Annotated in this window: 12 protein-coding genes; 8 read left to right on the top strand and 4 right to left on the bottom strand. The window is 62.1% G+C overall.

The features are described 5' to 3' along the window. The first annotated feature begins 8 nt into the window (after nt 1-8). Together LZ519_RS01775 and LZ519_RS01770 are read left to right on the top strand one after the other, a co-directional pair. Entirely contained in the window at nt 9-641 is a 633-nt protein-coding gene (locus tag LZ519_RS01775) for a class I SAM-dependent methyltransferase (RefSeq protein WP_249867027.1), read from the top strand. A gap of 14 nt (nt 642-655) precedes the next feature. Next, nucleotides 656-2533: an ABC transporter ATP-binding protein gene (locus LZ519_RS01770; RefSeq protein ID WP_249867026.1), complete on the top strand. Its 1878-nt coding sequence runs from the start codon at nt 656-658 to the stop codon at nt 2531-2533. Here LZ519_RS01770 and LZ519_RS01765 read toward each other — a convergent pair. Beyond that, nucleotides 2442-3158 (bottom strand): class I SAM-dependent methyltransferase, encoded by a 717-nt coding sequence (locus LZ519_RS01765; RefSeq protein WP_249867025.1) that lies wholly within the window; start codon nt 3156-3158, stop codon nt 2442-2444. The two genes, LZ519_RS01770 and LZ519_RS01765, sit on opposite strands and share 92 nt — an antisense overlap. A gap of 183 nt (nt 3159-3341) precedes the next feature. Here LZ519_RS01765 and LZ519_RS01760 point away from each other — a divergent pair, with 183 nt between their 5' ends. Beyond that, the gene (locus tag LZ519_RS01760; protein WP_249867024.1) at nt 3342-4313 is read left to right on the top strand and encodes a UDP-glucuronic acid decarboxylase family protein; all 972 of its coding nucleotides are present in this window, start codon (nt 3342-3344) and stop codon (nt 4311-4313) included. Between the two features lie 57 nt (nt 4314-4370). Beyond that, nucleotides 4371-5564: a glycosyltransferase family 2 protein gene (locus tag LZ519_RS01755; RefSeq protein ID WP_348539370.1), complete on the top strand. Its 1194-nt coding sequence runs from the start codon at nt 4371-4373 to the stop codon at nt 5562-5564. Here the strand turns inward: LZ519_RS01755 and LZ519_RS01750 are convergent. Beyond that, nucleotides 5476-5847, bottom strand: coding sequence for a hypothetical protein (locus LZ519_RS01750; protein ID WP_249867022.1), 372 nt, complete (start codon nt 5845-5847; stop codon nt 5476-5478). The genes LZ519_RS01755 and LZ519_RS01750 overlap by 89 nt on opposite strands. A gap of 222 nt (nt 5848-6069) precedes the next feature. Between LZ519_RS01750 and LZ519_RS01745 the strand changes: the two genes are divergently transcribed. Both LZ519_RS01745 and LZ519_RS01740 read left to right on the top strand, forming a co-directional pair. Continuing rightward, complete coding sequence (locus LZ519_RS01745; protein ID WP_249867021.1) at nt 6070-7302, top strand: DegT/DnrJ/EryC1/StrS family aminotransferase; 1233 nt, start codon at nt 6070-6072, stop codon at nt 7300-7302. After that, complete coding sequence (locus LZ519_RS01740; protein ID WP_249867020.1) at nt 7295-9304, top strand: polysaccharide biosynthesis protein; 2010 nt, start codon at nt 7295-7297, stop codon at nt 9302-9304. The genes LZ519_RS01745 and LZ519_RS01740 overlap by 8 nt, the downstream gene beginning before the upstream one ends. A gap of 76 nt (nt 9305-9380) precedes the next feature. Here the strand turns inward: LZ519_RS01740 and LZ519_RS01735 are convergent, their stop codons facing one another. Continuing rightward, nucleotides 9381-9995: a PglD-related sugar-binding protein gene (locus LZ519_RS01735; RefSeq protein ID WP_249867019.1), complete on the bottom strand. Its 615-nt coding sequence runs from the start codon at nt 9993-9995 to the stop codon at nt 9381-9383. 56 nt (nt 9996-10051) lie between these two features. Here LZ519_RS01735 and LZ519_RS01730 point away from each other — a divergent pair, with 56 nt between their 5' ends. Beyond that, nucleotides 10052-11191 carry a glycosyltransferase family 4 protein gene (locus LZ519_RS01730; protein WP_283937269.1) on the top strand — a complete coding sequence of 380 codons (1140 nt, stop codon included), beginning with the start codon at nt 10052-10054 and terminating at the stop codon, nt 11189-11191. Beyond that, on the top strand, nt 11188-11811 hold the full coding sequence (locus tag LZ519_RS01725) for a sugar transferase (protein WP_249867017.1): 624 nt from the start codon (nt 11188-11190) through the stop codon (nt 11809-11811). Before LZ519_RS01730 ends, LZ519_RS01725 begins: the two co-directional genes overlap by 4 nt. Here LZ519_RS01725 and asnB read toward each other — a convergent pair. Then, on the bottom strand, nt 11808-13808 hold the full coding sequence (gene asnB, locus LZ519_RS01720) for an asparagine synthase (glutamine-hydrolyzing) (RefSeq protein WP_249867016.1): 2001 nt from the start codon (nt 13806-13808) through the stop codon (nt 11808-11810). The genes LZ519_RS01725 and asnB overlap by 4 nt on opposite strands. Nucleotides 13809-13902 lie beyond the last annotated feature (94 nt).

Genomic DNA, 13902 nt, shown 5'->3' with positions numbered 1-13902 from the left:
TGGGCGCCATGAGCCTCGGGAGAGTCACCTCGGCGCAGCCCCTCAGCCAGAACTGGGGTTACGATCGCGGCACTCCCATCGACCGCCATTACATCGAGGACTTCCTGAATCAGCATGCGTCGGACGTCCGCGGTCATGTCCTCGAGGTCCAAGAGGACGATTATTCGCGCCGCTTCGGCGGCTCAAAAGTAACGCAGCAAGACATCCTCAACGTCGATGCGAGCAATCCACAAGCGACCATCATCGGCGACCTAGCCGATCCGGCAACGCTTCCGACCGCGCGTTTCGACTGTGTCATCCTCACCCAGACGTTGCACCTGGTCTACGACATGCCGGGGGCCGTGGAGAACGTGCGTCGCTCGCTCAAGCCAGGCGGCGTCCTGCTGGTCACGACTCCCGGAATCACGCCCGTTCAGCCGGACAAGGGCTATCATTGGTATTGGTCGCTTACGGAGGAAGCCCTGGGCAGGCTCCTCGAAGGGAGCTTCGACCCGAAGAGCGTGACCACGCACAGCTACGGTAATCTTTCGAGCGCAACAGCCTTTCTTCATGCCGCCGCGGTGCAAGAGATATCGAAGCGCAAGCTCAACCGTTTCGATCCCCGCTATCCGGTGGTCATCGGCGCGCGAGCCGTTGCGTAGTAGACTCCCTTCGCATGCATGATTCAGATCCGCTCGCCAGGGATCGCAATCTCGAGGCATGGCCGAAGCGGGCCACCCTGTGGCGCGACCTGGGGCAGATTTACGCGGAGATGTCAGCTGCTCGCAGGCGGCAGTTCTATAGCCTCATCGTATTGATGTGCGTCGGCGCTGTCGCGGAGCTCGCGACAATCGGCTCGGTCGTTCCGTTCCTCTCGCTGCTTGCAAACCCTGGTGCCGTTCACGGCATCAGCTGGCTAAATTCGGGGGGTCTGCCGGTCGCGGCGCTCCTGTTCGCGCTGCTGGTGCTGCTAGCGGGCGCGATCCGGCTTTATCTTACGTTTTCGGTCCAGGATTTCTCCTACCGCCTCGGGCACGAGATCATGGTTGCGATCGAGCGCCGCGTCCTCATGCAACCCTACAGCTTCCACATAGAGAGCAATTCGAGCAGCATGCTTGCGGCGATCGAAAAGGTGGAGGTGCTCGTTTTCGACGCGCTCCTGCCGTCCATGCAGGCGCTCGCTTCAGCCGTCCTTGCAATCTTCATCGTTGCTGCCCTGCTCTACATCGAGCCGGTCACCGCGCTGATTGCGGCATCGGCCTTTTCGGTGGTTTATCTCGGCGTTTCAGCGCTCGCGCGGCGGCGCCTCGCTGTAAATTCGAACGCGATCGGGCGTTCGTTCAACGAGCGCATGAAGATCGCCCAGGAGAGCCTCGGCGGCATCCGCGACATCATCATCGACGGAAACCACGACCTTTACGTCCGGTTGTTTCGTGAAGTCGATCTGCAGCTTTGCGTGGCGCGAGCGAACACCGCCTTCATTTCGACGGCGCCGAGGTACGTCATCGAGACGGTCGGCATCATCATCCTTGCCGGAATCGCTGTCGTCATGAGCGAGCGCGACGGCGGGCTTGCGGCCGCCGTTCCCGCTCTTGGAGCCATCGCGCTCGGCGCGCAGCGGCTGCTACCACTGTTGCAACAGGTCTATACCGGCTGGTCGACGTCGTCCGGATACATCTCAATCGTCAGCCAGGTCGTTGAGCTGCTGCGCCTCCCTACTGGCCAGCCGATCGACGACGGCAGGGCCATGCCGGTCAAAAAGAGCATTGAGGTCACCGATCTTTGCTTTGCCTATCCCACCCGCAAGGCGCCCGCGCTCGACGGCATCAGCTTCGAGATTCCGGCAGGGGCAGCTGTGGCGCTGATCGGCGAAACCGGGAGCGGCAAAAGCACGCTTGCCGACCTGCTGATGGGGCTTCTCCACCCCACAAGCGGCGTAATTCGTGTCGATGGCGCCGCTCTGACCGAGCAGAATCGGCGGCAGTGGCAGCGTAGCATCGCCCACGTTCCGCAGGCGATCTTCGTTGCGGATTCCACGATCGCGGGAAACATCGCTTTGGGCGCGCAAGAAGACGTCGATCGCAATCGCGTCATCGAAGCGGCAAAGGTCGCCCAGCTATCGGATTTCGTCGAGTCACTCCCCAATGGATATGAAACCCTGGTTGGTGAACGCGGCATCCGCTTATCCGGTGGCCAGCGCCAGAGGCTCGGAATCGCTCGCGCCATCTATAAGGGGACGCCTGTCCTGGTTCTCGACGAGGCAACGAGCGCGCTCGATGAAGCCACTGAGAAAGCAATTTTCGACGGGCTCGAGAAGCTTCGCCAGCGCGGACGGACATTGATCATCATAGCCCACCGGCTGTCCACGATTGCACGCTGCGACCTCGTTATGCGGTTGCAGGCTGGTCGGGTTGTTGAAGCGGGCCGCTTCGCAGACGTGGTCCCGCCCGGAAGCCGGCAGGCTACGACCCGCTCTTCACGAGATCGTAAGTCAGGCACCCGGCGATCCAAGACCGCCGCTGCACGTCGAACAGGCCCGAAAGCCACTTCCTGAGGTCGCGGTCCCGGATCTGAAGGTGATCCTCCTGCAGCGGCCAGCGGCCGGTCAGCTTGGCGCGCACGGCGGCAATTAGCCCCATGTGAATTCCTGCCACGCCGCGACGGCCACGGAGACGGGCGACCACCCGGCGAACCCCGTCTCCGAGCAGGTCGGCCCAGCGCGGCTCCACATCTTCAAGAACCACACGCACCCGCCCGCCAGGCTTTAGGACGCGCGCCATCTCGCGGATGCACGCGGAGGGGTCGCGGACGTGATTGAGGGTCCAAAGCGCGAGCGCGACGTCGAACTCCTTCTCGGCAAATGGAAGATCCTCGCCCGCCGCGCTGACGAACTTCGCATCTGGGCCGGAACCGCGGAACTTGGCTGCGAACCGCTGCCATTCGGGCGCGCTCCACATTTGCGAAGGTTCGACGACGACATAGGCAACGTCCGATTGAAGATAACGGCCGGCCAGGCCGGCGCCTCCGCCGATATCCACGACAGAACCCCGCAGGCCCTCGAGGAATTTTCGGTGGGGTGCGTAATCGAGGACCAACGAGCGTTCACGATCCTCCTGGTTCAGGAGAGCTCGATACCAATCCTCCATGAGGCCGAGACGGACGGAATATCCTGATTCCACGAACGAACCTCGCTGCCGGTGCTAAAAGTGATGACAGTTGAAGCTGCCAAGCGCAATTGCCGGCTCAACCGCGTCCGACGTGCAGACCATCGTCATTTTCGGCCAGATTCAGCCATTTCCGAAGCTGCGGCGCTGCTGACCGGCTCGGTTCACTTTGCAGCGGCGATCCTCTAGGGCCCGCCGATGACTCGCGACTATTTCCGGCAGAAACGCATCCTGGTCACCGGCGGAGCCGGATTCCTCGGCTCGCATCTTTGTGATCGGCTGATCGCCGCAGGGCATGAGGTGCTGTGCGTCGACAACCTCTTCACCGGCACGCGCAAGAACATCGCGCACCTGCTCGACAATCCGTCGTTCGAGTTCATGCGGCACGACATAACGTTTCCGCTCTATGTCGAAGTCGACGAGATCTACAATCTGGCGTGCCCAGCGTCGCCCATTCATTACCAGCACGACCCCATCCAGACGACCAAGACGAGCGTCCATGGGGCAATCAACATGCTCGGGCTCGCGAAAAGGCTGAATGCGCGGATCCTCCAGGCATCGACGAGCGAGGTGTACGGGGACCCCAACGTCCACCCGCAGACCGAGGACTATTGGGGTCACGTGAACCCGATCGGGCCGAGAAGCTGCTATGATGAAGGCAAGCGCTGCGCCGAGACACTGTTCTTCGATTATCACCGGCAGCTCGGGCTGAAGATCAAGGTCGCGCGGATCTTCAACACCTATGGACCACGAATGCATCCGAACGACGGGCGCGTCGTATCCAATTTCATCGTCCACGCCCTTCAGGGCATTCCGATCACCCTTTACGGCGACGGGAGCCAGACACGCAGCTTCTGCTACGTCGACGACACGGTCGATGGACTGGTTCGCCTTATGGAATCACCAGACGAGGTCACCGGGCCGATCAACATCGGCAATCCGGTGGAGATGACCATCGGCGACCTTGCCCGGAAGATCATCGAACGAACCAATTCCGCGTCATCGACCGAATTTCACGATCTGCCCGCCGATGATCCAACGCAGCGGCAGCCGAACATCAGCCGGGCTCGAGATCTGTTGGGCTGGGAACCGAAGGTGACGCTTGACGACGGGCTGGAGAAGACGATTGCCTTCTTCCGTGCATCTCCCTCGATCCACGTCGCAGGCTAAGGGCCGGCCCGCGGGACAGCTCGCGGAAACGCTCGGTCCGGGACTGCGAGAGGGTGCTTGGCATCCGCAGGATCGGCATCTACGTTTGCAAGGCCAACCCATTCGTTCGCGGGTCCAACATGCGGAGCCGATTTGACCAATAGCCCGCAAGCCAGGTCGAAGCTCCCCCCACTCAGCGTCGTCATGCCGGTGCATAACGCGCTGCCATACCTCGACCAGGCCATCGAAAGCATTCTCGGCCAGAGTTTCGCGGATTTCGAGTTCGTCATTCTTGACGACGCATCGACGGACGGTTCGACGGACCGGCTCCGCGAATGGGCGGCCCGGGATTCCCGTATTCGCCTTCTCGAGGTCACGGAAAACCTGGGCCCTGCGCTAAGCTCGCAGTTCGTCGCGAATGCGGCGCGAGCACCGATCGTCGCTCGGATGGATGCCGACGACATCTCCAATCCCGAACGCCTCCGGCTGCAGCTGGATGTCATCGAGCAGAACCCCGACGCCGGTGTGGTCGGCTGTCTTGCCGACCTGATCGACTCCAAAGGACAGCAGGTCCGAGGGCCGGAGATGTGGCGGCTGGCCCGCCGCTCCCTGCTCGTGCCTTTCGCGCACGGTGCGATGATGTACCGCAAGCGCCTGTTCGACGAGACCGGCGGTTACCGTAAGGAATGCGTCTTCTGGGAGGACTTGGATCTCGTCACCAGAATGGCTCGCATATCGAATGTGCTCGTCATCCCGGCCGCGCTTTACCGCGTCCGTCAGTCGGCGCTCAGCACTCGGTTCATTTCCGGCCACGACGAGCTCGAGCGTGCCCTGGACCTGATGTACCGCTCGGTCGACAGGGTCGGCCAGGGTCGGGACTATGAGGACATTCTTGCGCGTTCGGACGACATTGACCGGAAGATCGACCCTCGATCCTACATTGCGCTCGGATCGGTGATCCTCTGGGCTGGCCACAGGCCGCGACTCTTTCGGCGGTTGCTTGCACGCGGCAGCCTGTCGGCAAACTTCGCTTCTCTCAGCGCGATCATCTGGACAGCTTGGGCCTCCTTGAGCCCGGGAACGTTGAGGCCGTTCCTGCTGATGCTCGTCCGCCTCCGCAGCGCTCTTGCGAAACCAGCCGAACATCCTTCGGAACCTGTTCCCTGGCCAGTCCGATCGGAAGCTAGGCTGTCCGGTCCCAGAGCCGCGGAAACAGGCGGGAGAGCAGCATCAACGCTGTCGGCAGGAACAGGGTCAGCGCAAAACCGATAAGCTTCTGGTGAAACTCGGTATCCGTGGCGGGCCAGCCGTCTGCCGCTACCGTCAGGGCGGTATAGGTTACGATCAACAGCTCAACGCAGATCCACGGCCAGATGCTTGAGATCGGCCGTCGCAGAACCCCGCACAGCAGGAGCTGCACCATTACCGCGACGATGACCTCAACAGAATTGATTCCAAAGCCGATACTGTGGGCGAGAAAGGTCTTCGCCCGCGCCGTTGCGAACGGAAGCGACCAGAGCCCCGCGAGGACTTTCAGAAGGTCGGATCCGATCATGTCCCCACCGGCTCGCCAGCGATAGGAACGACTAGCGCAAACGGCAGCGGGTGAACAATCGGAAAGGGTCGCTTGGGGTTCGCGAAGTCCCGCATTAGCGCCTCCACGGGAACTGTGACATGCTGACTGTCCGATTCGGACTGATCACGGACGGGGAGTGATGAAGGCCGGGACGCCCGAAGTTGCGCTGATCACGCTCCGTGATCTGGAGGGATCTAAGCGATGAGTATCACCGGCGTGACCCTTGCGGCGCAGTCGGATCGCAGCCAGAGGAGGGACCTCTCCCTCCGGGCCGACGAACATTGGCCGACCTACGCCGACGACGAGATCGACGCCGTCGTTGCCGTCCTAAGGTCGGGCAAGGTCAATCAGTGGACGGGCCCGGACGTCTTCGCCTTCGAGGACGCGATGAGCAGCCGTTTCGGTCTCGGGAAAGGCATCGCTCTAAGCAACGGTTCGGTCGCTCTCGAGCTTGCCCTGCGCGCCCTGCGCATCGGCCCCGGGGACGAGGTTATCGTCTCGCCACGGTCGTTCGTGGCATCCGCATTTTGCGCCATGCTCGTCGGAGCGACGCCGGTCTTTGCCGATGTGGACCCGGACAGCGGCAATATCACGCCCGAAAGCGTCGCCCGGGTGGCGACCGACAGAACCCGCGCCGTGATCCCCGTCCACCTCGCCGGCTGGCCCGCCGACATTCCAGGTATTGCATCAGTGTTGAGCGGCCGAGACATCGCGATCATCGAGGATTGCGCGCAGGCTCATGGAGCCGAGATCGACGGTCGCAGCGTCGGAAGCTTTGGCGACGTCGCGGCATTCTCCTTCTGCCAGGACAAGATCATCTCAACCGGCGGCGAGGGCGGGTTCACCAGCTTTCGCGACGAGATGCTGTGGGACTGGGCCTGGTCGTTCAAGGACCATGGCAAGAACCATCGGAAGGTGCAGGAGCCGGGAGCTCCCGGCCAGTTCCGCTGGCTTCACGACCAGGTGGGAACGAACTGGCGGCTCACCGGGCCACAGGCGGCGATCGGGCTCAAACAGCTGGAAAAGCTTGATGAATGGCGGGAAGCTCGAACTCGCAACGCCGCGGTCTGGCTGGATGCGCTGGGCGGAATCCCGCGCCTTCGAGCTCCGCTGCCCGGCGGCAATTCGGTCCGCCACGCTTTCTACAAGCTCTACTTTTACATCGAAGGCGGAAGCGACGAGGAAGCGGCGGAAAAGCGAGCGGCGATCCTTGAACGCTCCGCCGCAGCCGGTCTCAGAGTTTTCTCGGGCAGCTGCTCGGAAATGTATCTCGAAGAAGCGTTCGCAGCGCTTCCCCGCCCGGATTGTCCAGTCGCCCATTCGCTCGGGGAGCGCAGCCTGATGGTCGAGGTTCACCCCACGCTGCGGCAGGACCTGCTGCAGCTTCGGGCCGAGCAGCTGGCCGAGATTTGCCGAGAGGTCCTGCGTGATTAAGGGCCAAAAGCTGAGTGGCGACCTGATCCGACTGCTTCCCAAGCTCAGCCGGCGCAAGAAACGTGCGATCGTCGTCGGTTATGACGTTGCGGCAATGGTGATCGCGCTGTGGGCCGCTTTTTTAACCCGCTTCGGCGATCTCTATGTTCCCACCGGCCGATCCGTCATCGTTGCCGCCGTCGTCGCGGTCCTGGCGGGATTGGCTGCCCTTTATCAGTTCGGCGTTTACCACCTTGTCCTGCGCTATTTCGATCTGCGTGTTGTCACCCGTCTCCTCTCGGCAGCTGGGCTGTCCGCACTTGCCTGGGTGACGACGGTCTATTTCCTTCACGCGCATATCTCCTACGCGCATCGGACCTTCCTCGTCCCGCGGTCCGTAGCCTTCATTTATTTTGGCTTCCTGTTCGTCGCGCTCTTCATGGGCCGGTTCATGATGTCCACCTTGCTCGCGGGAACGGAGCATGAGCCCCGCAGCAAGGCCGATGCACGCAAGATCATTATTTACGGCGCAAACGTCGCTGCGATCCGGCTCGCGGAATCGGTGCGAACCTCGACCAAATACCGTCTGATCGCGTTCATCGACCCCGACCCGGCGGTCAACGGCCAGATGGTCTCGGGTGTGCCGATCCACTCGCCGGACGCGCTGGCGGACCTAGCGGCTTCAAACGACGTCAAAGAAGTCTTTCTGGCTATGCCCAAGGCGACCCGCTCCGAGCGCCTCGCCGCGATCGACCACGTTCGCAATCTGGGTCTCGAGGTGAAGACCGTCCCCGCGCCGGAAGAGATTGTTTCCGGCCGATTCACGGTCACCGACGTTCGCCCCATCGATGTGAGCGACCTTTTGCGCCGCGAGCCGGTTGAACCGCTTCAGGAACTCATAAGGGAAGCGGTGCGGGGAAATTCCATCCTCATCACCGGGGCTGGCGGTTCGATTGGATCGGAAATCTGCCGCCAAGTATTCGGCGAGAGCCCATCGAAGGTCGTGCTGCTCGATCACAGCGAATTTGCGCTCTATCAAATCCACGACGAGCTCCTGGAGATGAGCGAAGCGCTGCCGCCGAAGGAGCGCCCGGAGCTCGTCGCCGTCGTCGGGTCGATGCTGAATGAGAAGTTTGTGCGGCAGATCATCGACGATCACTCGGTCGACACGCTCTACCACGCGGCGGCCTACAAGCATGTGCCATTGCTAGAGGACAATGAGGTTGTCGGGGTTGAGAATAACGTCTTCGGGACGTTGAGCGTGGTGCGCGCGGCCGCCGGCTCCCGCCTTGCCCGCTTCACGATGATCTCCACGGACAAAGCCGTCCGCCCGACGAGCCTGATGGGCGCAAGCAAGCGCATTGCGGAACTTGTCGTCCAGGCCTTCGCCGCCGAGCCGAACTGCAAGACCCGCTTCGGCATCGTGCGGTTCGGCAATGTCCTCGATTCCTCCGGGTCGGTCGTCCAGCGCTTCCGTCGCCAGATTCAGGCCGGCGGCCCGGTCACGATCACGCACAAGGACGTGACCCGCTTCTTCATGTCGATCCCCGAAGCCACGCAGCTCGTGCTTCAGGCTGGGGCGATGGCTAGCAAGGGCGAAGTGTTCGTCCTCGACATGGGCGAGCCGATAAGGATCGCCGACCTCGCGCGGCACATGATCAACCTGTCCGGGATGAGCGTTCGCGACGACGACAATCCGGATGGTGACATCGAGCTTTCCTATGTCGGGCTCAGGCCTGGCGAGAAGCTTCACGAAGAGCTGTTCGTTAACGGGGAAACACTTCCGACGATCCATCCGCGCATACGAATGGGGCAGGAACGCATTCTGCTTCAGGCCGAGCTCGACAAGGTCTTGAGAAGCCTTCGGGCGACGATCGAGAAATCGGACCGCGGAAAGCTGCGGCAAGTTATCGACGACTGCCTATCCTCGGAAAAGCACCCGCGAGATCGTGCGAAGGCAGCGACGCTCGAAGCGCAGGGCTACCGCAAGAGACGTGGCGCTAATTCGCCAACATCATCCTGACCGGGTTTCACAGTTGCCGCATGGGCCTGGACGTGAAAGCTGACGCGCGGGCATCAGAATGACGCCCTTATCCGCTTCAGGCGCGCTCGAAGAGCTTGGCTGGGTTACCGACCACGGTCGTCCCTGGGGCCACGTCCTTGGTCACGACCGCGCCCATTCCAATTACGGCATTTTCCCCGATGACGAGGGGCTTCTCCGACGTGCCTTGCCGCAAGACCGCACCGGTGCCGACATACGCGCCGTCTCCGATGTGAACATTGCCGTTGCAACATACCATTGGCGCGAAGGTGACAAAGTCGCCGACAATGGAGTCATGGGCGACGTAGGAATAAATGTTGCACTGAAAATGCGCCCCGATCTTCGCCGATGCGGTGACCATCGTGTAATCGCAGAAAACTGCTCCGGGGGCGATATCGACGCCGGGGCCGATGAGAGCTGTACGAGCGCGCAGGAAACCCGGTTTTCCCTTCAGTCGCGAGGCAATGCTCTTTCGCGTTGCCGAACTTCCGACCGCGATCACCACCGTGTCTTCGTCGGAGATCTCGTCGGCCGAAATCACGGGAATGCCGAGGACGGGCCCTTCGGGTGCGTCCGACGCGAACACCAGCTCGCCTCCGGTGACGCTCAGCATCTCCTGCGCGGGCCGCACGAGCTCACGGCCGAAGCCACCGGTTCCAAAGATCACGAACACCGTGAAAATCTATACGCCATCCCAGGACCGCCGCAAAGCCACGGGTGCGGCAGCCGATGAGAACCAAACACATATTGGTCCTGGGGTCGTTTGCGCCGTCCCTAGTGACCTTTCGCGGTCCCTTGATCGCTGCAATGATCAAGGCAGGTCACACCGTCACGGCCGCGGCCCCGAACATGGATGCGGCGACTTCGGAGAAATTGCGTTCGATGGGCGCGCAACCCGTCGACGTGCCGCTCAGCAATGCGAGCCTAAGTCCTCGCGGGCTGGTAAAGTCGCTCGCTGCCGTTCGGGCGCTCATCCGGGAGAAAAGTCCGGACGTCGTCCTGGGTTATACGATCAAGCCGGTGATCCTGTCTGCCATCGCCGGCCGGGCGGAGGGCGTTCGCGTCGTGTCACTGATTACCGGCGCCGGCTATGCCTTCACTGGAGGTCTCGAACCCAAGCGGATCATCAGCCGCGCAGTCGCTTCGCTCCTGTATCGAATAGCCCTGACCCGCTCGGACGTGGTGATTTTCCAGAACCGCGACGACGAAAAGCTTTTCCGCGACCTCCGGCTCGTCTCTCGGAACCGCGAAACCCATATCGTCAACGGCTCGGGCATAGACCTCCGCCACTTCGCACCGGCTCCGCTTCCCGAAAAGCCGGCCTTTCTGATGATCGCCCGGCTTTTAAAGGACAAAGGCATTCGCGAGTTCGCCGAGGCCGCAAAGCGCTTGAAGGCGGAGCATCCCAAAGTCGAAATCAGCCTGGTCGGCTTTCGCGACCCGTCGCCGGATTCGCTGCCCAAGGAAGAGCTCGACGAGCTGATCCGCTGCGGCATCGACTTCAAGGGACATCTTGCCGACGTCCGTCCTGCAATCGCCGAATGCTCAGTGTACGTGTTGCCGTCGTACCGCGAAGGAACGCCACGGTCCGTTCTTGAAGCCATGGCAATGGGCCGCGCCATCATCACTACGGACGTCCCAGGGTGCCGAGAAACGGTTCGCGATGGCGAGACCGGATTCTTGGTGAAAGCACGCGACGCCAACTCGCTTCACGATGCGATGGAACGCTTCGTCGACGAGCCCGCGCTCGCCGCAACCATGGGCACGCGGGCGCGCCGCTACGCCGAGGAAAAATATGACGTCGTTGAGGTGAACGCCAAGCTGCTTCAACTGATGGGTCTGTCGGATGCCAGGAAGGAGGTGGCATGAAGCGTCTGATCGACTTCACCGCCGCACTTGCAGCCCTTGTCCTCCTGTCGCCGTTGATCGCGGTGCTTGCGCTATTGATCCGAACAAAACTTGGAAGCCCGGTCTTCTTCCGGCAGCAGCGCCCCGGTCTTCACGGCAAGCCGTTCACGCTGGTGAAGTTCAGGACCATGCGCGACGCGTCAGATACCAATGGAAAGGCGCTTCCCGACGAGGAGCGCCTCACCCCGTTCGGCTCGTGGCTACGGCGCTCCAGCCTCGACGAGCTTCCGGAATTCTGGAACGTGCTTCGCGGCGAGATGAGCCTCGTCGGCCCACGCCCGCTGATGATGCAATATCTTCCGCGCTACACACCCGAGCAAATGCGGCGCCACGAGGTCCGCCCCGGCCTGACCGGCTGGGCGCAGGTCAACGGCCGCAATGCGGTCGACTGGGATGAAAAATTCCGGCTCGACGTCTGGTACGTGAACAACAGGTCGCTGCTGCTGGACTTGAAGATCCTGTGGCTGACGGCGCGCTCGGTCCTTCGAAGTGAAGGGATTTCGTTTGAAGGATCGGCAACCATGCCCGAGTTCATGGGCAGCGAGCCGCCTGACAAAGCATCGGGAAGGCGACCGCTCTAGCTCGCCGCGGCGAGGGGCACATCGAGCCGAGTGCGCTGCTGCGCATGTTCGAGCCATTGCTGGAACATCAGAATGATCCAAAGGCGATGCTGCTCGTCAACGCCTCCGTCCAGATGCGCTTTCCACAGGCGGCGGATCGGTTCAGGGTGGAAATAACCCTCCTCCCTCAACCTTCGCTCGTCGAGAAGCGCCTCCGCCCAGTCCCTGAGCGGTCCGCGAAGCCATGCCCCGATCGGAATACCGAAGCCCATTTTCGGGCGTTCGATCAATTGCCTCGGAACGTGGCGATAGAGAAGCTGCCGGAGAATCCACTTGGTTTCGCCGTTGCGGATCCGGAAGTCGACCGGAAGCCGCCAGGCGAATTCGACGACATTGTGATCGAGGAACGGAACGCGCGTTTCCAGCGAAACTGCCATTGCCGCCCGGTCCACCTTCACAAGGATGTCGTCGGGCAGATAGCCGGCCAGGTCGAGTGCCATCATCCGTTCGACGTCGCTCAGGCCGGCCAGAGTGTCGCTGCCGTCCGTCGCGGCAGTCGCCGGCTCTGTCCCGCCGATCACGACCGACGCCGGGTCGCGCCATTGCGATACCATCGCCGTATAAAGATCGGACACCGAATTGCTCGAGAGCAACGATGCGCCCTTGTGAAGCTTCTCACCCAGCACCCGGGCCCGGGCAATCCTTGGCAGGAATCCGCCGGCCCGGTTCCCGAAGCTCGTCCATGCAGACGCTGGAATGGAGGTGATCGCCCTGGCGGCAACGGAACGCAGCGGCTTCGGCAACGCGGCAATCTTCCCCCACAGCTGGCCGGTGTAGAGATAGCGATTGTAGCCGCCGAAAATCTCGTCGCCGCCGTCTCCCGAAAGCGCGACCTTCACCTGCTGATGGGCGAGCATCGAGACCAGATGAGTCGGGATTTGCGACGAATCCGCGAACGGCTCGTCATAAATCTTCGGTAGCGACGGGATCACGTCCCGCGCTTGGGCCGGTGCAACGTACAGCTCGGTGTGGTCGGTGCCCAGATGGCCGGCGATCGCTTTCGCGTGATCAGCCTCGTTATAGTCCTTCTCGACGAAGCCGATGCTGAACGTCCGCACGGGCCGCGAAGACAGCTTCTGCATGAGCGCGACCACGGCGGAGGAATCTACACCGCCCGATAGAAATGCGCCGAGCGGAACGTCGGCGATCATTTGCTGTCCGATGCTTGTCTCGAGGAGACGTTCGAGCTGGTCGATCGCTTCCTCTTCTCCAAGCTCCAGCCGGTTTCGAACTCCGGATTGAGCGACCTCAGCAGCCGACCAATAATGCTCGATTTCCGGCTCCGCGCCCGAAGATCGAAGCGTCAGGATCGTTCCGGGAAGCAGCTTGTGAATCCCGCGATAGATCGAGAACGGGGCCGGCACATTGTTGTAGCGGAGAAGCAAAGTCAGCGAGCGCCGATCGATGTCGGCTTCGAACTGCGGGTGCTGGGCCAGTGCCTTGACCTCGGACCCGAAAAGGAAGGGAGAGTCTGCACCGCCCTGCCGGCCGTAATAGAGCGGCTTTTCGCCCAATCGGTCGCGGACGAGAGTCAGCGTCCGTTCGCTTCGGTCCCACAAGGCAAAGGCGAACATTCCAGTGCAGCGCTCGACGGCGCCGCGAACGCCCCATGCTTCGATCGCCGCGAGCAGGGTCTCCGTATCCGAATGGCCTCGCCAGTTGACCGCGAGGCTCGCTGCTGCGAGCTCGTCGCGGATCGTGGAGTGATTGTAGATCTCGCCATTGTAGACGATGACGAACCGTCCGCTCGCCGATGTCATTGGCTGGTCGCCGGCGGGCGACAGGTCGAGGATGCTCAGCCGGTTATGCGAAAATGCGACCAGGTTATCGGCATCGATCCAGCCGTCGGTGCGGTCGGGCCCGCGGTGGTCGAGGCTCCGGCCCATACGCGAGACCGTATCGCGAACCGCGGCGGTGCTAGACCAGTCCCCGCCCACAAATCCGGAAATTCCGCACATGCCTTAGTTTGCCACGATTGCGCGCATTCCGGAAACGAATTGGCCCGCCAAGGGCCGGAGCCGTTCAGACCAGGCGCACCGATTTGCCTTTTGT

Source organism: Sphingomonas anseongensis (assembly GCF_023516495.1).
Lineage (GTDB): Bacteria > Pseudomonadota > Alphaproteobacteria > Sphingomonadales > Sphingomonadaceae > Sphingomicrobium > Sphingomicrobium anseongensis.
This window is presented reverse-complemented; position numbering and strand designations above follow the sequence as displayed.